Raw genomic sequence first — 18,756 nt, 5'->3', positions numbered from 1 at the left:
AGGGGATACAGCATGACCGCCCAGCACCACACTCCGAAGAACCACGCAGAGCAGCCAGACGTCCAGCAGCCGGTCCAGGACGGCACCGACCCGCTCGGTCCGATCATGTTGCCGAAGCGCTCCAAGGTCGGCGCCCGGGCGATGGCCCTGGTGGGCACCGTCGGCCTGAGCGCGTTCGCAGCCGCAGCCGCAGCGAACGTGGTCGACAGCACCTGGCCGACGATCTAGCCGCTGACCGACCAAGCGATTATCGGACAGCGCCGACCGGTCCCCTGGGGGGTGGCCGGTCGGCGCTGCCGATTCGCTGCGGTGGCAGCAATACGTCGTTAGAGTTGGCAAGCATGCAGACCCGCGCACCCAGAGTGGTCGGCAGAGACCGGGAGATCGATCAGCTCCACCGTCGGCTGGCCGAGACCCGCACCGGTCACGGGGGTGCGATCTTCCTGGTCGGCGAGCCCGGGATCGGCAAGAGCCGGCTGGCCGGAGTGGGTACGGCGCACGCACTCGACACCGGCATGGCGACGTTGCGCGGGCGGGTCGGAGCCATCGGCACGATGGTGGCGTTCCGCCCGTTCACCGAGGCACTGCTGTCACTCATCCGCCGCGGCGAGATGCCCGACGCCGACGGGCTCGGTCCGTACCGGCAGGTGCTCGGCCGCCTCGTGCCGGACTGGGACGACGGTACGGCGCACGACACCGCAACGTCGACCGTCGTCCTAGGTGAAGCTGTCCTGAGACTGCTCGCACTGGTCGGCAAGGACCGTGGTTGCCTGCTCGTCCTGGAGGACCTGCACGGGTCCGACCCGGAGACACTCGCAGTGGTCGAGTACCTGCTGGACAACCTGGAGGACCAGCCGATCACACTGGTCGCCACACTGCGCCCCGAGACCTGTCCGGCGTACGAGCTCGCCAGACTGTCCGCCCAACGCGGCTCGGCCAGCCTGATCGAGCTGCAGCCGCTGGACCGGGCAGAAGTAGGTGAGTTGGCCTCCGACTGCCTGGAGGTCCCGCCGAGCGGCGTACCCGATGCACTGATCGACCAACTGTGGCGGGACAGTGCCGGCATCCCCTTCATCGTCGAGGAACTGCTGCAGGAAGCGAGCAGGTCCGGACAGTTGCTGTCCAGGGCCGACGGCAGCGTGCAGGTCGTCGACGGCCTGCAGTCGAACGTTCCAGCAGCGGTTGTCCGCAGCATCAGTAGCCGGACCGACCAGCTCGGACCACAGTCGCGCGACCTGCTGGTCCTGGCGGCTGTCATCGGTCACCGGTTCCCGTTGAGCGTCGTACGCAAAGCAACCGGGACTGACGAGCGGTTGCTGCTGGCCACTTTGCGGGCGGGGCTTGCGGCGCAGCTGGTCGGACCGGACGAGCCGGTGCCGGACTGGTACGCGTTCCGGCATCCACTGACCGCAGACGCGTTGCTGGCCGGTCTCACTCCGACCGAACGGTCAACGCTCGCCCGACGGTGTGCGGACGCGATCGAGGCACTGCACCCTGGGCTGCCGGGTGAGTGGTGCCAGATGGTCGCCGAGCTGGCCGAGACCGGTGGCGACCTGGCACGGGCCGGCCGGCTGTTCGCCATGGCCGGGCGCCGCTCGTTCGACGAGGGGTCGATGGGGTCGGCGGTGAAGCTGCTGGAGCGCGCGATCGCCTTGCTGGCCGGGGATTCCGACATCAGCTACCGGGCCGACGTGCTCGGGTCGTTGCTGATCGCACTGAGTGAGACCGGCCAGTTCGAGAACAGCACGGAGCACGGGGCGACGATCGAGGAGATGGCCGACCGCAACCTGGACAGCCGCAAGGTCGCCGCCCTGCACGTGCAACTGGCGAACCTCGAGCACATGGCCGGCCGCTGGTCGGCCGCACTGACCCAGGTGGCGACCGCACGGTCGCTGCTCGGCATCGACGCCGGCGACGCCGACCTCGCGCCGGTCGACGCGATCGCCGCCCATCTCGAGCTGGCCCGGCCGAGTCCCGGCCGGCTGAAGGCCGCGAGCGAGCTGGCCACCCGCGCCGCCGCGGCAGCCGAACGCGCCCAGCTGCCCGCGGTCGCCTGCGACGCGCTGCAACTGCTCGGCATCCTGTCCCGCGAACACGACCTCGACCGGTCGATCGACTACTTCCACCGCGCCCGGCTGGTGGCCGAAGAGCACAACATGACCTTCCAGCGGATCTGCTCGCACATCTTCCAGGCCGGCACGATCTGCCTGGCCGGCGGCAGCATCGTCGAGCTCGAACGGGCCCGGCAGCAGGCACTGCGGATCGGCGCCATCCCGCTCGCGTACGAGGTGGACGGGATCCTCGGCCAGCAGGCGATCCTGCGGTCCGAGTACGACAAGGCCCAGGTCATCATCGACGAGTGCCTGGAGGTCACCCGGCGACTCCGGCTCGGCCGCTCGGCGACGTACTTCCTGTCCACCAAAGCCATCCTGGAGGCCCACCGCGGCCGCCGTACGGCGATGGAGGAGACGCTGGCCGAGGCCGCCAACTGGGGTGGCGAGCGGGCGTCGTACGAGCTGCCGTACTCCTACGGGCTGGCGCGCACCTTCTGCGCGCTGCTGGAGGAGAACCGGGAGCTGGCCGACTCCGAGATGGCCCAGGCCCTCGCGTACGACGCGCAGAACCCGACCACCCTGCATACCTCGGGCAAGTACGGGCTGGGGCTGCTGCTCGGCGTACTGTCTGGACGCAACAGCTGGGCGCACTTCGAGGCGATCACAGCCGCGGCGGCCAGTGGCATGCGGTGGAACAAGCAGTTCGTCCAGTGGGCGCACGCCATACTGCTCGGTCGGGACGGTCAGTTCGACGCGGCGAACGCCAAGGTGGCAGAGGCCCTGGAGACCGCGTCGATCTACCCGATGGCGCGGCACCTGGGTCTGCGGCTGGTCGCCGAACCGGCCCATGCCGACGGCTGGGGCGATCCGGTCGCATGGCTGCGACAGGCCGAGGACTACTTCCACAACGCGGAGATCCCGGCGGTGGCGAGCTCGTGCCGCAGCCTGCTGCGCCAGCTCGGGGCGACGGTGTCACAGCGCCGGAGCGGGATCGAGCAGGTGCCGGCGCATCTGCGTCAGCTCGGCATCACCGGCCGTGAGTACGAGGTCTGCCGGCTGCTGGTGGACCGGATCGGGAACAAGTCGATCGCGTCCCGGCTGCACATCTCGCCCCGGACCGTGGAGAAGCATGTCGCCAGCCTGATGACCAAGACCCAGCAACCGGACCGGGAGGCACTGAGCAGTTTCGCCCGGACGGTTGTCCAGGACTAGGACGTGTCCGATTCCGGTTCTGGTGCGTGTGCTGGGAGACGGGGAAGGCCGGAGAGTGATACTTGTCGACTCACGCATTCGGCGACCGCCCGTCGGCGCGGCACGGGACAGCACGGCACGGTAATTTATGAACGCTCGCTTTCTATATAGGATGGGCGAGTGGCAGGCAAGGGGTCGGACATGAGCAAGGGAACGGTCGGCGGCGGCGGTACGACGATGCTGCGACGAATCAACGTCGCGGCAGTACTGGACGCGGTACGCCGCTCCGCGCCCGCACCGCTGCGCGTCGCCGAACTGGTCGAGCGGACCGGTCTGGCCAGACCGACCGTGGCCCAGGCCGTCGACGAGCTGCTGGACGCCGGGTGGCTGCAGCAGCACGGGCCGGACTCGGCGGACCGCTCACTCGGCCGCCCGGCCATCCGCGTCTCACTGCGTGGTCGCGCCGCGCCGGTGCTCGGCCTGGATGTCGGTCCGCACCGGGTGACTGTGGGTGTCTCCGATCTGGCGGGCCGCAAGCTCGCGCTGGTCCGCCGGTCCGGTCCTGGGTGGACTGCGCAGGAGCTGCTCGGGGTCATCAGCGAAGTCATCACCGAGGCGCTCGCGGAGGCCGAGGTGCCGGCCGAGGACATCGCTGCCGCTGTGGCTGCGAGCCCCGGCATCGTGGACGAGCACACCGGCCGGGTTCAGCTGGTCCCGAGTGTGCCGGGCTGGTCCGCCGTCGACCTGACCAAGCACGTGCGCAGTCTGCTCGACTGCCCGGTGATGCTCGACAACGACGCCAACCTGGCCGCGCTGGCCATTGCTGCCGCTCGCGGTGGCACGGGCACGCTACTCGCCGTGCAGTGGGGCGAGCGGCTCGGCGCCGGCATCGTGATCGACGGACGGCTGCACCGGGGCACCGGCGCTGCGGGTGAGATCGGGTTCATCGCCACCGCGCCGGACGACGTGATCAACCCCGAGGACAGCCGCGGACCGCTGGAGCGTGCAGTCGGCTCGGAGGCGATCGCTGCACTGGGGCGTCAGGCTGCGCTGGACAACCCCGACTCGCGACTGGCCGAGCTGGGCGGTGAGCAGCTGGACACTGCCGACGTGTTCGCAGCTGCAGCAGAGCGTGACCCGGTGGCGCAGGCCGTCGTACAGCAGGTCGCCCGGGACTTCGCCCGCGCGTTGGCCCCCGCCGTACTCGTGCTGGACCCGACCGCTGTGGTCATCGGTGGCGGTGTAGCCCGCGCAGGCGCCGTACTCCTCGACGCCATCTCCGACCAGCTACGCGTCCTCACTCTGAACCACCCCAAGCTGGAGCTCTCCGCCCTAGCCGAAGACGCAGTAGTCACCGGCGCCATGCGCATGGCCCTCGACGAAGTCTGGCAACGCAAACTCCCCACGCCTGCCCTCACGAGCACGGCCTAGGAGTTACCGGCGGACGGCGTCGGCGATGGCGTCGGGGCGGTCCAGGTGCACCAGGTGGGCTGAGTCGGGGAGGACCTCGACGGTGGCGTGGAGGGTGTTGGCGAGGCGTTGCTGGGCGGCCAGCCAGCGGTTTGCGGTGAAGCGGGAGCTGCCGCCGGTGGCGACCAGGAGCGTGGTCGGCACGATCTCGCCGAGCGGGCCGGCGACCAGCTTGCCGACGTCGGCCGCGAGCTGCCAGCTGTTCGCCAGCTCGTCCCAGAACAGCAGCCAGGACAGCGCGTCGCCGTACCGCTTCCGCGCGGTTGCCTTGGACAACAGATCCCGGTTCGACGCACTCCCGATCCGGACGATCAGCCGCCGGAGCGCGGGACCGAGCAGCTGCGGTACGCCGACCCGCCCGAGCAACCGCAGGAACGCCCGCACCACCCGGTCGCCCCGCGTCCCCGGATACAGCCAGCGCAGCCCGGTCTCCGAGGTCAGACTGGTGTCGACGAGCACGAGCCGGCTCACCTCGAGCGGCCGGCTCAGCGCCCAGCGCAGTACGGCGAGTCCGCCGATGGAGTGCCCGATCAGCCCGATCTCCGCGTCAACCGGTACGCCGGCCACCGTCCGCAGCTCGTCGATACTCGACGTGATCGGCGTCCGCCATGGATCGAGCACCCGGAGGTCCTCCCCCGGCAACAGCTCCACGACCCGGGCGAACTCCTCCGGAGTCTCGGCCAGGCCGGGCAGCACGACCCAGGTTGTTGTCATCGCAAGAAAGCTTGCCTCAACCCTGGTAGCAATGTCGCCATCATTAGGCAGACCAGCAGCACCGAGACCCGCTGCAGGATGCCGGGCGGATGGAGATCACTCCCGGTCAGCACCTCGAGGCCGGTCTCGATGCCGAGCCACGCCTGGGTGACCGCGACACCGGCGGCCAGTACGGCGACCAGCCTGCCCCACCCACCACCCCAGCCTGAGCGGCGCAGCACCAGGACAGCGAAGATGCCCATGGCAACGCTGCCGATCCCGGCCATGGTCGACGTCATCTCGTGCAGCAGCAGCGCCGTACCGGCCTGACCGTTCGCCTCCGCGGCGCGGCAGGCCTCGCTCAGCGACGGTGCGCAGTCCATCGGCGAGAACGAGTCGAACAGCGTGCCGGCGCCGAAAACCGCCGCGCTGATCAGCAATCCCGCCACGTCGCGGTGCATCCGCGCCGCCGGACGGCCGAGGATGGCGGCGATCAGCAGGAGTACGCCGGCGCCGAGGTCGAGCGCCCGTGCGTACGGGCTGGTCGGCTGGTCGCGGGCGCCGAGCTCGCTCAGGAACGAGGTGCGGACGTCGAGCGGGTAACCGGCGATCGCCTCCAGCAACAGGCTGCAGTAGAGCACGCCGGCGACGATCATCACGTTGCGCATCAAGCGATACGGGACGGCCACCATGCCCGCCAGCGTCGCATACCGAGCAAGGCGTTGACTGTCGCCTCAGCTATACCGTCTCGGTAGTGCCAGGTCCACCGACCGTTCCTGAAACTAGTGGCATGATCGCTGGGTGCGCCCGGTTCAAGCAGAGGTGGTGGTCCCGCAGTGGCAGCATCGTGCTGCCGTCTGGGTGGGCCGCGTCGTGGTCGCCGCCTCGGTCTGGTCGTTCATCGCGATCCCGCTGCACCTGTTCGCGCCGGCGTACGTCCGGCGCGTAGACCAAGCCTTCGACTTCTTCGGCATTCCGGCCGGACACACGTTCTTCTCCGCGGTCTACCTGGCTGTCATCGGCAGCGCCTTGCTGCGCGGCAAACGCGCCGCGCTGCTGTGGGTGCTGTGGGTGTTCCAGGCCCTCTGGCTGATCGAGCAGACCGCGGCGGTCGCCTTCACCAGCGTCCGGCTGGCCAACCCGAACGACGCCGAGCTGCTCCGGGAGTTCGGACCCGCCACCGTCCAGGACCTGGAGTGGGGCATCGCCCAACTGGTCGTGGTGGTCGCGATCATCGTGCTGCTGTGGAAGATCCGCGGCGCATTCCCGGCCCGGCTGGCGCCTGGTACCCGGCGGCTGGCGATCGGCGCGCTGCTGATCGGCCTGCTGATCTCGGCCGCGGTCAGCATCACGCTGACCCAGATCTTCCCGAAGGACCTGACGGGCCAGCGGGAGAAGGTCGGCTGGGCGATCATCGCGGCCCTCGGCCAGTCCCGCAGCCGGATGGGCGGTCACGAGGGCCACGGCTGGATCGGCCTGACCGTCGGCGCCATCTCGGCCGCCTCGCTCGTGATCGCGTTCGCCATCTTCCTGCGCTCGGTCCGCCGGGTCCGCTATCTCAGCCAGCCCGAGGAGCTCGACGTACGGCGGCTGCTTCTGCTGCACGGTGAACGCGATTCACTCGGGTACTTCGCCACCCGCCGGGACAAGGCCGTCATCTTCTCCCCCAGCAAGGACGCCGCGATCGCGTATCGCGTGGTCAACGGAGTCAGCCTGGCCAGCGGCGACCCACTCGGCGATCCGGCCGACTGGCCCGGCGCGATCAAGGTGTGGCTGGCCGAAGCACGCACGTACGGCTGGTCCCCCGCCGTACTGTCTGCGAGCGAGGAGGCGGCGCACGCGTACGTCGACGCGGGATTGCGCGCGCTGTCGATGGGTGACGAGGCGATCATCGACGTCGCCGACTTCACGCTCGAAGGCCGAACGATGCGGCCGGTCCGGCAGGCGGTGACGCGGGTCCAGCGGGAGGGGTACCACGCTGAGGTGGTCCGGCACGGCGACCTGTCCCCGGAGGCGCTGTCGGAGTACGTCGGCCTCGCCGAGAAATGGCGTGGAGCGCAGACCGAGCGTGGGTTCTCGATGGCGCTCGGACGGCTGGGCGATCCGGCCGACGCGCGGTGCGTGATGGTGATCGCGCGCGACGCGGACGGATCGGTTCGCGGACTGCTGTCGTTCGTGCCTTGGGGGGTGCGGGGTGTCTCGCTCGACCTGATGCGGCGGGATCCCGAGTCGGTCAACGGCCTGATGGAGTTCATGGTCACGTCGCTGGTGGATGCGTGCGGGGATCTCGGCGTACACCGGATCTCGCTGAACTTCGCGATGTTCCGGGAGATCTTCAGCGACGCCGACCGGATCGGCGCCGGGCCGGTGCTGCGGCTGACCAACGCGTTGCTGACGGCGGCATCCCGGTTCTGGCAGCTCGAGAGTCTGTACCAGTCGAACGAGAAGTATCTGCCGCGCTGGTCGCCGCGACTGGTCTGCTACTCACGCGGCGCGTCACTGGCCCAGGTGCTGCTTGCGGCCGGGACTGCTGAAGGGTTCCTGCCGGCACCTCGGCCGTGGACCCGGGTCGACAGTGTGGAGACGGTCGATCGGCACGCGATCATGGCGGCGGACGGTGACGCTTTCGCGGTCGCCGTACGGGGGCAGGAGGAGGAGTTGCTGCGGCCGGCGTTGCCGGACCGGAGGCTGACAGAACAAGAGCAGATCCGCCGTACGAAGCTCGCCGAGCTTGTTGCTGCTGGCATCGATCCGTATCCGGTGACCGTGCCGCGCACCGAGACGCTGGAGCGGATCCGGTCGCTTTACCCGAACCTGCCGGCCGACCATCGCACCGGTCTGACCGTGTCCGTCACCGGGCGGGTGACGCGGATGCGGAACCACGGCGGGCTGTCGTTCGCACAACTGCAGGACGGGCTCTCGCAGTTGCAGGTGATGCTGGCCGTGGACGAGTGCGGCGACGTTCCGCTCGACCACTGGGGACGGCTGGTGGACATCGGTGATCACGTCAGCATCACCGGTGAGGTCGTGACGAGTCGTCGCGGCGAGCTGTCGATCGCGGTGACGAGCTGGCTGATGGCGGCCAAGTGCCTGCATCCCTTGCCGGACAAGCGGATGGGGTTCACCGACCCGGAGGCGCGGGTCCGGCAACGGCATCTCGACCTGGTGATGAACCCGGACTCGTTGCGGATGATGCAGCACCGCAGTACCGCCGTACGGGCCCTGCGCAACGGTTTCGAGGCGCGCGGGTTCATCGAGGTGGAGACGCCGATGCTGCAGGCGGTGCACGGCGGGGCGAACGCGCGGCCGTTCGCGACCCACATCAACGCCTACGACACCGAGCTGTTCCTGCGGATCGCGCCGGAGCTGTTCCTCAAGCGGCTAAGCGTCGGCGGGCTCGGCAGGGTGTTCGAGCTGAACCGGAACTTCCGCAACGAGGGTGCGGACGCGACCCACAACCCGGAGTTCACCTCGGTCGAGGCGTACCAGCCGTACGCCGACTACCACGTGATGCGCGAGCTCACCCGGGAGCTACTGATCGAGACCGCGACCGCGGTATTCGGCAAGCCGGTGGTGCAGCGGCCCGACAGCGAGATCGACATCTCCGGCGAGTGGCCGGTCATCACCGTCCACGACGCGGTCGGGCGAGCCACCGGTACGTCGATCTCGGCGGACACCACCGTCGAGGAGCTGCGGGAGTTGTGTGCGACGCACGGCGTACACACGACCTTCGAGCTGACCGCCGGGGAGCTGGTCCTCGAGCTGTACGACGAGCTCGTCGAGCCGACCACGACCCTGCCGACCTTCTACACCGACTTCCCGCTCGAGACGTCACCGCTGACCCGGACCCACCGCTCCGAACCGCGGCTGGCCGAACGCTGGGATCTGGTCGCCTTCGGCGCCGAGATCGGTACGGCGTACTCCGAGCTCGTCGACCCGATCGAACAACGCCGCCGCCTCACCGACCAGTCCCTGAAGGCCGCCGCCGGCGACCCCGAAGCCATGTCGTTGGACGAGGACTTCCTGTCTGCGCTGGAGTACGCGATGCCCCCGACAGGCGGCCTCGGCATCGGCGTGGACCGCGTCATGATGATGCTGACCGGCCAGAACATCCGCGCGACCCTGGCCTTCCCGTTCGTCCGGCCCGCCGCGCGCGACTAGTTCGGGGCGGTGATCTGGCGCTCAGCGTCCAGGCGGCTCGCGATGTCTGCCCGCAAGGCGGCCTTGTCGATCTTTCCGACCTTGGTGGTGGGTAGTTCCGTCGCCAGGACCAAGCGTTCCGGGAGTTTGTAGGCGGCTACGCCTAGATTTTCCATGGACTCGCGGACGTCGGTAAGGGTGAGGGTGGTGTTGGGGCGGGGGACTACGTAGACGCAGACGCGTTCGCCCAGGCGGGGGTCGGGCATGGCGATGGCTGCTACTTGTTGGACCTGGGGGAGGGCGTAGGTGAGGTTCTCGACCTCTTCGGCGGAGATTTTCTCGCCGGCTCGGTTGATCATGTCCTTGTCGCGGCCCTCGACGATCAGGTTGCCGCTAGCAACGATACGGCAGATGTCACCGCTGCGGTACCAGCCGTCGGGGGTGAAGGCGCGGGCGTTCTGCTGCTCGGCCTTGTAGTAGCCACGAGGAGTGTAGGGGCCGCGGGTCAGCAGGGAGCCTGGTTCGCCGGGCGGGACGGGGTTGTCGAAGGGGTCGACTACCTGTACCTCGTCGTCGGGGCACATCGGGCGGCCCTGGGTGGTGCAGATGATGTCTTCGGGGTCGTCGAGCCTGGTGTAGTTGAGCAGGCCTTCTGCCATGCCGAACACCTGCTGCAGCGTGCAGCCGAGTACGGGCTTGATCTTCCGGGCCACCTCGTCGGCCAGCCGCGCTCCGCCGACCTGCAGCACCCGCAGAGACGACAGGTCCTCACCCGCGTAGTCGTCCAGCCACCGCTGCGCGACCGCCGGCACCACCGCAGTGTGCGTGACACCCTCGGCAGCGATCGTGGCAAAGGCCCGGCGCGGTTCCGGACTCGGCAGCATCACCACAGTCCCACCGACGAGCAGTGCGCCCAGTAGACCGGGGCATGCGAGTGGGAAGTTGTGCCCAGCCGGCAGCGAAACCAGGTAGACCGTCGAGGCATCCATACCGGACACCTCACCGCTGCGCTTGGCGTTGTACGTGTAGTCGTCATGCGTGCGTGCGATCAGCTTCGGCAGTCCCGTCGTACCACCGGACAGCAGAAACACCGCCACGCTCCGGCTGTCCGGCTCTGACCCGTCCCAGACGCCGACACCCGAGCAGAGCGACCGCAGGTCCACACTGTCGCCGCGCAGGTCGTCACCAGCGACCAGCACGTGCTGCAGCGACTGCACCTCGTCCACGAGCCGGTGCCCCAACTCCTGGTGGTCGAAGTCCCGCAGTACATCGGGTACGGCGATTGCCGCAGCCTCTGCGTGCGCAGCCAGGTAGGACAGCTCGTGATACCGGTGACCAGGCAACGCCATCACCGGTACGAGGCCGGCCCGCAGACACGCCAGCGTGAGGACGACGAACTCCCACCCGTTCGGAAGCTGTACGACGATCCGGTCGTCCGCACGCAGTCCCAACTCCCGCAGCCTGATGGCAGCGCCATCGGCACGACCGACCAGCTCGGCGTACGTCAGTCTGACCGAACCGTCCACCAGCGCGACCTTGTCCGGCGTACGGTCCGCCTGCTGCCAGAGGTGGAACGGCAGACTGCGCCCTTCCCAGTAACCGGCCGCGACATACCGTGCCGCGTCCTCAGCAGGCCACGTCACGACACCATCGGCGATCGGACTGACCATCACTGCTCCTTGCTCATGATCACGGCGTCCAACGCGACGAGACCGTCGCGGGTCAGCCGGAGGGGATTGATCTCGATCTCGTCGACCTCCGGTGCAGCCAGCAGGACCGCACCGAGCGCACGCACCACCCGTGCGAGTTCCAAGCGGTCCAGCACCGGTCCACCACGCCAGCCGTCCACCAACGCACGTCCCAGCAGCTCGTCTGGCATCGCCGACGCTTCCGCGACAGACAGCGGTGCCACACGTACGGCGACATCGGCCAGAGCCTCCGCCGTGGTGCCGCCGAGCCCCACCAGCACGACAGGCCCGAACACCGGGTCCCGACGGGCGCCGACGATCAGGTCGACACCAGCCGGTGCCATCGCCTCGACGAGCAGCCGCCGGTCGCCAAGCTTGTCCAGTGCATCCGCGAGATCCGCGTGGCTGCGGATCCCCAGGTGGACTCCGCCGACCTCTGTCTTGTGCAGCACCGTCGCGTCCAGGATCTTCACCGCCACCGGGCCACCGAGGCGGTCCAGGGCGGCGTACGCGTCGTCAGCGGAGTCACACGCGACGCGGGCAGGCGTGCGAATGCCCAGCGTGTCCAGGACGGACTTGGCCTGGTGCTCGTCCAGCAGCCCAGGTGGTACCGCAACCCGACCAACGGGTTCCGGCACACAGCGACGGTGCGCCAGCCTGGCGTCTTCCACCAGGGCTCGGATCGCATGCGTGAGGGCGGTCGGGCTGGTGGCTGCTGGGTAGCCACGGCTGCTCAGGCCCGACCGGACTGCGCTGACGTCCGCGGTGGAACCGCCCACGCCGACCACAGTAGGGGCGGATGGACGTGACTGGGAGAGCTCGCACACGAGGTCCAGGCTGTCCGGCTCCGACAGCGCGTACACAGCGACCAGCTCGACCGCAGGATCGTCGCTGACCACCGACACGATCTCACCGAAGCCCGGCGCAGGTCGGCCCGTGTCGACCGGGTTCGCCTGGTAGGTCATCGGTGGAAGCAGTTCACTAAGCCTCGCCCGCACAGCGCCCGACAGCACAGGCACCTGGATCCCGGACTCCCGCAACCCGTCCAGCAACAACAGGCCGGGACCTGCCTGGGCAGTCACGATGCCGACGCCGGGGTCAGCGGCCGGAGCCAGCCGGGTCAGCGACAACGCACCCACCGCGTCGACCAGCTGGCGTTCGTCGTCGACCAGGACCGCGCCGGCTTGCCGGAGTACGCCCCGTGTCGTACACCAGGAGGTGGCCAGCGCACCCGTGTGCGACTGCGCGAACTCCCCCACGTCGTTGCGCCCGACAACCAGCGCGACCACGGGCTTCACCGCCGACAGCCGCGCCACGGCGTTGGCGAGTCGCGACCCGTGAGCCACCGACTCGATGTGCAGGGCAACAGCAGTCGTCGCCGGGTCGTCGAGCAGATACTCGAGTACGTCGACCATGTCGACGTCCACCGCGTTCCCCAGGCCGACGGCCACGCTGACGCCGTACCCGGCTTCGGCCAACAGGAACGACAGCGCGTGGTTGACGCCACCGCTCGCCGCGACAACGCCCACTCCGCCGGACGGCACCATTGCAGCGCTCGGCACGAAGCTGGCGGTCAGCTTGCGCGACGGCACCAGGAAGCCGGACGTGTTGGGCCCGAGCAGCCGGATGCCGTAGCGGTCGACAACCTCAGCCAACGCATCCTGGTACTCGGGGTGCCCAGCCTCGGCGAACCCACCGGCACACACCAGGGCCGCGCTCGCGCCTGCCTTGGCTGCTTCCGCAACGGCGTCTGCACTGGCCGGTGCCGGGACGCAGACCACAGCGAGGTCGATCGGAGCGCCCAGTACGTCGACCGCTTCCGCGACGGAGCCGTGCAGCTGCGAGTCCCGGGAGTTCACCAGCGCGAGCGGTCCGTCGTACGTGGAGAGAGAGCGCGCCATCACTGCGCCGAGCTTCGCCGGGTTGCGCGAGGCGCCGATCACTGCGACCCCGCGAGGGCTGAACAACCCGTCCAGCCCGCTCATGCACTCCCTCCCACGTTGCGGCTGACCCCGGTGACGCCGCCGCTGGTCCGGCCCACCAGATCGGCGCGCCCGGAGAGGAGGAGGGTCTCCACCTCGTCCGGGGTCAGCTCGTCATCGACCACCAGCGCAGGCGTCCCGGCCACCAGCCGTGACTCCTCTGCCAGCAGAGTCCGCGTCAACCGCGAGCCACCGTGCACCGCCACGACCGCAGGCCCAGCCAGTACGCCGGAGTGCAGCGAAGCCAGGGCAGCCGGCAGGTCCTGCTCATCGGGCGGAGCCTCGACCCACAAGGCCCGGTCACCGACGTCCGCGACGTCCACCCACCGACCGGGCAACGACAGCGCACCCGAGCGGAACGGCGTGTCCAGCGGAGCCGGACCGTTCTCCGCATGCCACGCCGTACGCGTCGCCGCGACGAAGGCCGGATCGCGCCGTGCCAGCTTCCCGCCGCTGATGCTGCGGGTGAGGAAGTGGAAGGCGAACTGCCACGGCTCGAGCGTGTCGTGGTAGCGCCCGAAGTGCTCCCACCAGGACAGGCTCGGCCGCGCCGACCCCTGGATCTTCTCCACCGACGGCCGCGCCGCTTCCTCGTACGCCGCCAGCGCAGCCGGGATGTCGTCATACGAGGTCAGAGCCGCAGCCAGCGCGACCGCGTCCTCCATCGCCATCTTGGTCCCCGAGCCGACCGAGAAGTGCGCGGTGTGCGCGGCATCGCCGAGCAGTACGACGTTGCCGTGCGACCAGCGCCCGGTCCGCCGGGTCCGGAAGCTGCCCCAGCGCGAGTTGTTCACCAGCAGCGGATGACCGTCGATCTGCTCGGCGAACAACTTCTCCAGGTACACCTTGGTCTTCAGATCGCTCGGCCCCGGCGGCTGCGAAACGTCGAACTCGTCCAGCCCGGCCCGCAGCCAGGAGTCCCGATCCGTCTCGACGATGAACGTGCTCACGTCCGGGCTGATCGGATACCCGTGTACGGCGAACACACCGTCGTCGCCGCGCTCGTGGACGAAGGTGAGTCCGTCGAAGTGGTACGTCGTACCGAACCAGATGAACTTCGCTGCCGCCGTCTCCACCATCGGCTCGAGAACGCCCGCGAGCCGCTCCCGGATCCGTGAGTTGGCGCCGTCCGCCGCGACCACCAGGTCGTAGCCGGTCAGGTCGTCCAGATCCACCTCGGTCTCGAACCGCAGCGTCACCCCGACATCGATAGCCCGCTGCTGCAGTACGGCGAGCAGCGTCTTGCGGGCGATCGCCGCCATGCCCATCCCGCCACACCGGAAGCGCTCGCCCTTCAGGCGGACCTCGATCGCGTCCCAGTGCACGCCGTACTGCGTGAGCGCGTCGCGGACCACCGGGTCAGCGGCGTGGATGGCGGCCAGCGTGGCGTCGGAGAACACCACCCCGAAGCCGAACGTGTCGTCCGCGCGGTTGCGCTCGAACACGGTCACCTCGGCCGACGGGTCACTCGCCTTCACCAGGGTGGCGAGGAACAACCCGCCCGGCCCGCCGCCGACACATGCGATCCGCATTGCTGCTTCCTCTCAGGCCTGGGTCGTCTGGGGAGTCGGGCCGAGCGCCGGTTCCGGCCGTCGCTCCCGGCCGGTCCGCGGTACGGCGGCGATCACCAGCGCACCGAGGACGGCCGGGACGGCGAAACCGTAGAAGTTCCAGTCGAGGCTAAGCCCGGAGTCGAGCACCCAGCCACCGAACAACGGGCCCACGATCGCGCCGAGGCGGCCGACGCCGAGGGACCAGCCGAGCGCAGTCGCCCGGCTCCCGGCCGGGTAGTGCGTGGCGACGTACCCGTTGACGAGGATCTGGGTGCCGACCGTGCCCAGGCCGGCGATCGCGATCAGGAGGTACAGCGCGGCCGCGGCCGGGTTCACGCTCAGCGTGTAGATCGAGAAGGCGGCCAACGCGAACGCGACCGTGGTGACGACCTTCGAGCCGAACCGGTCGGCGAGCGTCGACGCCGCCAGCGCACCGACGATCGCGCCGAGGTTCATCACCAGGAGGAACCGCAGCGATGAGCCGAGCGGGTAGCCGGACTGCCGCATGATCTGCGGGAGCCAGGTGTTCAGGCCGTAGACGAGCAACAGCCCGAAGAAGCTGGCCAGTCCGAACAGGATGGTCGCAGCGAGGTGCTTCCGGCCGAACAGTACGGCGAGTGCACTCCACTTGCTGCTGGTGTCGACCGCGACGGGCTCGGCTTGTACGCCGTACTTGGCCGCCAGCGCAGCCGCCTCGTCGTGGCGGCCGCGCGCTTGCAGGAAGCTCACCGACTCGGGCAGGAACTTCCAGGCCAGCGGCAGCACCAGGACGAGCGGAGCCATCCCGATCCAGAACATGATCCGGAAGCCCTGCGTGGGAACGAGGTTGATCGCGAGGACGGCGGCCAGCACGCCACCGAGCGAGAACCCGGAGAACATCAGCGCGTTGTTGAAGTTCCGCCGGTGCGGCGGCGCGTACTCGACGGTCAGCGCGATCGCGGTCGGGACCACGCCGCCGAGGCCGAGACCGGTGACGAACCGCAGGATGCCGAACACCTCGGGGTTGGGCGCCAGGGCGGTCGCCCCCATCGCCAGCGAGAACCAGACGATGCTGGCGAACATGATCCGGCGCCGGCCGACGATGTCGGTCAGGGCGCCCACGCAGAGCGTCCCGATCACCATGCCGGTCAGCGCGTAGCTGCCGATCGCGCCGGCTTGGGCGGCGGTCAACTGCCAGTCGGGATTCTTCAGCAGGGACGGTACGACGGCGCCGTACACGATCAGGTCGTAACCGTCGAAGACGATCGTGACGAAGCAGATGGCGACCACCCAGAGACCGGCGCGGGACCGGGCGGTGGTGGCGGTGGGACTGGTCATTGCTGCCCTCATTCCGGCCGGGCTGACGGGGGATGTTCTCGAACGTAGGACGATTCACAGACGATCGTCAAGACTTTGACACGCTTTTGATGGCACCATGACAAGATGAGCGCAGCGAACCACTGGGAACGGCTCCGAGGAGACGCCATGAAGCCACGGTCGATCGTCTTCGACCTGTTCGGCGACTACATCCGCTACCACGGCGGCGAGGTGCGGCTGCGGACGCTCACCGCACTGCTGGAGTGCTTCGACGTCGGCGAGAGCACGGTCCGCGTGGTGATGGCGCGACTGCGGCGTGAGGGCTGGTTCGACACCAGGCGGGACGGGCGCGAGACGGTGTACGCGCTCAACGACAAGAGCTGGCGACTGCTGGACGAGGGCCGGACGCGGATCTTCGAGAGGTCCCGGGAGCCGTGGGATCGGCAGTGGTCGATGGTCATCTACTCGGTCCCGGAGAGCGAGCGCGGTCTGCGTGAGGAGTTGCGGAAGGAGCTTGCCTGGCTGGGGTTCGGGCCGCTGGCGTCGTCGACGTGGGTTTGCCCGCACAACCGGCTGACCGAGGTCCAGGAGCATTTCGCGGACCAACCCGCCGTACGCCTTGATCTACTGCAGTGCACGTCGTCCGGGTTGTCGCGGGATCGGGAGATGGCTGCGCGGTGCTGGGATCTGGAGTCGCTCGACGCGGACTACGCCGAGCTGCTGCGCACGTACCGGCCCCGGATGAAGGCGTACCGCGGCGGCAGCGTGTCACCCCGCCAGGCGCTCGTCGAGCGGATGGAACTCGTGCACGACTACCGGATGTTCCCCTTCCGCGACCCCGACCTCCCCGAAGAACTCCTCCCCGCCGGCTGGCACGGCCGCGAAGCCCACGACCTCTTCCTCCAGGCCCACGAAGCCCTGAAGGCCCCAGCCACCCACTTCTTCCAAGCCCTCACCACCACCGACCGAGTCGCCTGAGCGCGGATCACAACTTCGACTGACCCCTCGCCCGGCCCCCCGGTGCCCGCATACCCTTTGCGGCACAGGGGGTTGGGGTGGTCTGGGGGGAAGTTCATGAATCGCTTTGCAGTGCTGTGCGCGGGTTTGGTCCTGCTGTCCGGATGCAGCGAACCACCCGTCGTCGACAGCACGACAGCCACGCCCTCGATCAGTACGACGCCGGTCGAGGCGCCGGAGGTCTCGACACCAAGGGGTCCGCTCGGCACGGCGGCGTACCAGGGCGAGCTGACGAAGATCGAGCAGGGGCTGGCGGGTGACCTCCGCGCGCTGACCCGGGTACGCACCGCCGAGGCGCTGACGCAGACGATGGACAGCCTCGCCGCTTCCCTGAACGCTGCGGCTGAGGACTTGGCCGAGCTCACGGTGACGCGCCGGCTGACCAACGTCCACAAGGTCGTGTCCGGCGGACTCGAGGCTGCCGCCGACGCACTGTCCACCTCGGACCGGACCGAACTGGACGCTCGCTGCGGTGGTGTCGCCTACACGTCGCAGAAGGTCCAGCGCCGACTGAGGGCGGACCTGAGCAGCGCTATCGCCTCGCTCCGCAAGCTCGACCTCCGCTTCGGCAACACCCTGCCCGACCCCGGTCCCGAGCCGGAAGCGGAGGTTCCGGCCAACGGCGACACCCTGGTCCGCCGGGGTCCTGCCGGGTCCGGGCGCCTGCGGGTCATGAACGGTACGGCCAACGACGTCGCGATCTCGATCGTCGGCACCGGCCAGCCGCCGAGCAAGCCGCACGTGATGATGTACGTCGAGGCCGGCAAGACCGCCACCATCAGCCGGATCGGCGGCGCCTACTCGCTCTACTTCAAGAGCGGCGCCGACTGGAGCGCGAAGCGGCGCCAGTTCAGCGCGGACTGCTCGTTCCAGAAGTTCGAGCGCTCCTTCGGCCGCAACCAGTCCTGGCAGGTCGACCTGAAACCCACCATCACCGGCAACGCCCCCACAACAGAAGTCGAGGCGTACTGACTATCAGAGATCGTCGGGCAACAGCCGGAAAGCAGCATGTGGTGTCAGCGGCTTGACGGCCCGGAAGTCACGGCGGTCCAGTGTGAGCACGGAATCCGTCCGGTAGTCAGCCGCAAGTGCGACAGCGACCGCGTCGGCCAAGTCGAGGTCGAGGTCGGCGTATCGGTTGATCACGGCTGTTGCCGTGGATAGTGTCTCGGCGCCGATGTCGGGGACCTGGAAGCGCATCCTCCTGACCTGCGTCAGCAACAGGTCGAGAATCGTCTTTCTCGCCGCACTGCCCAACCGGGCCCTGGCGAGATGGTCCACTTCTGCAAGCACCAGCGGCGACAGAACCACGGTCCCGGCCTCCTGGAGCAGGGTACGGCAGGTCGGCCCTTCGGGGGCGTTGCGGTCGAACGCCGCGATGATGCCTGAAGTGTCGGCGACGAGAATCACCGATTGGTACGCCGTACGACCTCAGACCGGATCTCGTCCTTGGTCACCGGATCACCGCTGCCCTCGAAGGTCGGCCAGTCGAGCGGCTCGTCCCACACCCGGTTCGCCATTGCGGCCAGATGGATTCCCTCGCGAATGATCTCGGCTTCCGGGATCCCGCGTCGCCGCGCAGCGTCCTTGATCAGCGCCAGATCCTCAGGATCCGCGTAGACGTTCGTGCGCTTCATCGACATGTACCAACCCTAACACATGCACATGCCCG

Annotated in this window: 14 protein-coding genes; 6 read left to right on the top strand and 8 right to left on the bottom strand. The window is 69.0% G+C overall.

Going from position 1 to position 18,756, the window contains the following annotated elements:
* Positions 1–12 precede the first annotated feature (12 nt).
* The 3 genes from ACIBL3_RS35860 (at position 13) to ACIBL3_RS35850 (ending at position 4,676) form a co-directional block, all read left to right on the top strand.
* Positions 13–228 (top strand): hypothetical protein, encoded by a 216-nt coding sequence (locus tag ACIBL3_RS35860; protein ID WP_396358329.1) that lies wholly within the window; start codon positions 13–15, stop codon positions 226–228.
* Between the two features lie 113 nt (positions 229–341).
* Entirely contained in the window at positions 342–3,266 is a 2,925-nt protein-coding gene (locus ACIBL3_RS35855; protein ID WP_396358328.1) for an AAA family ATPase, read from the top strand.
* A gap of 180 nt (positions 3,267–3,446) precedes the next feature.
* Entirely contained in the window at positions 3,447–4,676 is a 1,230-nt protein-coding gene (locus tag ACIBL3_RS35850; RefSeq protein WP_396358327.1) for an ROK family protein, read from the top strand.
* A 3-nt stretch (positions 4,677–4,679) separates the two neighbouring features.
* On the opposite strand, the gene ACIBL3_RS35845 is transcribed toward ACIBL3_RS35850, so the two are convergent.
* Positions 4,680–5,429: an alpha/beta fold hydrolase gene (locus tag ACIBL3_RS35845; protein WP_396358326.1), complete on the bottom strand. Its 750-nt coding sequence runs from the start codon at positions 5,427–5,429 to the stop codon at positions 4,680–4,682.
* Positions 5,426–6,100, bottom strand: a complete 675-nt coding sequence (locus ACIBL3_RS35840; RefSeq protein WP_396358325.1) for a DUF998 domain-containing protein — start codon at positions 6,098–6,100, stop codon at positions 5,426–5,428. Before ACIBL3_RS35840 ends, ACIBL3_RS35845 begins: the two co-directional genes overlap by 4 nt.
* 109 nt (positions 6,101–6,209) lie before the next feature.
* Between ACIBL3_RS35840 and lysX the strand changes: the two genes are divergently transcribed.
* On the top strand, positions 6,210–9,569 hold the full coding sequence (gene lysX, locus ACIBL3_RS35835) for a bifunctional lysylphosphatidylglycerol synthetase/lysine--tRNA ligase LysX (protein ID WP_396358324.1): 3,360 nt from the start codon (positions 6,210–6,212) through the stop codon (positions 9,567–9,569).
* Here the strand turns inward: lysX and ACIBL3_RS35830 are convergent.
* The 4 genes from ACIBL3_RS35830 to ACIBL3_RS35815 are packed head-to-tail and all read right to left on the bottom strand — an operon-like array spanning position 9,566 to position 16,088.
* A complete protein-coding gene (locus tag ACIBL3_RS35830) occupies positions 9,566–11,218 on the bottom strand; it encodes a (2,3-dihydroxybenzoyl)adenylate synthase (RefSeq protein ID WP_396358323.1) in 1,653 nt (550 codons plus the stop codon). The two genes, lysX and ACIBL3_RS35830, sit on opposite strands and share 4 nt — an antisense overlap.
* Positions 11,218–13,221, bottom strand: a complete 2,004-nt coding sequence (locus tag ACIBL3_RS35825; RefSeq protein ID WP_396358322.1) for an acetate--CoA ligase family protein — start codon at positions 13,219–13,221, stop codon at positions 11,218–11,220. Before ACIBL3_RS35825 ends, ACIBL3_RS35830 begins: the two co-directional genes overlap by 1 nt.
* Entirely contained in the window at positions 13,218–14,750 is a 1,533-nt protein-coding gene (locus ACIBL3_RS35820) for an FAD-dependent monooxygenase (RefSeq protein ID WP_396358321.1), read from the bottom strand. The genes ACIBL3_RS35825 and ACIBL3_RS35820 overlap by 4 nt, the downstream gene beginning before the upstream one ends.
* A gap of 12 nt (positions 14,751–14,762) precedes the next feature.
* Positions 14,763–16,088, bottom strand: a complete 1,326-nt coding sequence (locus ACIBL3_RS35815) for an MFS transporter (RefSeq protein ID WP_396358320.1) — start codon at positions 16,086–16,088, stop codon at positions 14,763–14,765.
* A gap of 147 nt (positions 16,089–16,235) precedes the next feature.
* Between ACIBL3_RS35815 and ACIBL3_RS35810 the strand changes: the two genes are divergently transcribed.
* Together ACIBL3_RS35810 and ACIBL3_RS35805 are read left to right on the top strand one after the other, a co-directional pair.
* Complete coding sequence (locus ACIBL3_RS35810) at positions 16,236–17,045, top strand: PaaX family transcriptional regulator C-terminal domain-containing protein (RefSeq protein WP_396358319.1); 810 nt, start codon at positions 16,236–16,238, stop codon at positions 17,043–17,045.
* Between the two features lie 96 nt (positions 17,046–17,141).
* Positions 17,142–18,056, top strand: coding sequence for a hypothetical protein (locus tag ACIBL3_RS35805; protein WP_396358318.1), 915 nt, complete (start codon positions 17,142–17,144; stop codon positions 18,054–18,056).
* A 3-nt stretch (positions 18,057–18,059) separates the two neighbouring features.
* Here ACIBL3_RS35805 and ACIBL3_RS35800 read toward each other — a convergent pair whose 3' ends face one another.
* Both ACIBL3_RS35800 and ACIBL3_RS35795 read right to left on the bottom strand, forming a co-directional pair.
* Positions 18,060–18,494, bottom strand: coding sequence for a PIN domain-containing protein (locus tag ACIBL3_RS35800; protein WP_396358317.1), 435 nt, complete (start codon positions 18,492–18,494; stop codon positions 18,060–18,062).
* A complete protein-coding gene (locus ACIBL3_RS35795; protein ID WP_396358316.1) occupies positions 18,491–18,727 on the bottom strand; it encodes a CopG family transcriptional regulator in 237 nt (78 codons plus the stop codon). The genes ACIBL3_RS35800 and ACIBL3_RS35795 overlap by 4 nt, the downstream gene beginning before the upstream one ends.
* Between the last annotated feature and the right edge of the window lie 29 nt (positions 18,728–18,756).

The sequence above is a fragment of the Kribbella sp. NPDC050124 genome, from assembly GCF_044460355.1.
Classification (GTDB): domain Bacteria; phylum Actinomycetota; class Actinomycetes; order Propionibacteriales; family Kribbellaceae; genus Kribbella.
This window is presented reverse-complemented; position numbering and strand designations above follow the sequence as displayed.

What these genes read in the sequence shown, in the direction of transcription:
- ACIBL3_RS35855 (WP_396358328.1), top strand. Translation starts at nt 342, where the DNA reads ATGCAGACCCGCGCACCCAGAGTGGTCGGCAGAGACCGGGAGATCGAT.
- ACIBL3_RS35850 (WP_396358327.1), top strand. Translation starts at nt 3,447, where the DNA reads ATGAGCAAGGGAACGGTCGGCGGCGGCGGTACGACGATGCTGCGACGA.
- ACIBL3_RS35840 (WP_396358325.1), bottom strand. Translation starts at nt 6,100, where the DNA reads ATGGTGGCCGTCCCGTATCGCTTGATGCGCAACGTGATGATCGTCGCC.
- ACIBL3_RS35820 (WP_396358321.1), bottom strand. Translation starts at nt 14,750, where the DNA reads ATGCGGATCGCATGTGTCGGCGGCGGGCCGGGCGGGTTGTTCCTCGCC.
- ACIBL3_RS35805 (WP_396358318.1), top strand. Translation starts at nt 17,142, where the DNA reads ATGAATCGCTTTGCAGTGCTGTGCGCGGGTTTGGTCCTGCTGTCCGGA.
- ACIBL3_RS35810 (WP_396358319.1), top strand. Translation starts at nt 16,236, where the DNA reads ATGAAGCCACGGTCGATCGTCTTCGACCTGTTCGGCGACTACATCCGC.
- ACIBL3_RS35815 (WP_396358320.1), bottom strand. Translation starts at nt 16,088, where the DNA reads ATGACCAGTCCCACCGCCACCACCGCCCGGTCCCGCGCCGGTCTCTGG.
- ACIBL3_RS35860 (WP_396358329.1), top strand. Translation starts at nt 13, where the DNA reads ATGACCGCCCAGCACCACACTCCGAAGAACCACGCAGAGCAGCCAGAC.
- ACIBL3_RS35845 (WP_396358326.1), bottom strand. Translation starts at nt 5,429, where the DNA reads ATGACAACAACCTGGGTCGTGCTGCCCGGCCTGGCCGAGACTCCGGAG.
- ACIBL3_RS35825 (WP_396358322.1), bottom strand. Translation starts at nt 13,221, where the DNA reads ATGAGCGGGCTGGACGGGTTGTTCAGCCCTCGCGGGGTCGCAGTGATC.
- ACIBL3_RS35830 (WP_396358323.1), bottom strand. Translation starts at nt 11,218, where the DNA reads ATGGTCAGTCCGATCGCCGATGGTGTCGTGACGTGGCCTGCTGAGGAC.
- ACIBL3_RS35795 (WP_396358316.1), bottom strand. Translation starts at nt 18,727, where the DNA reads ATGTCGATGAAGCGCACGAACGTCTACGCGGATCCTGAGGATCTGGCG.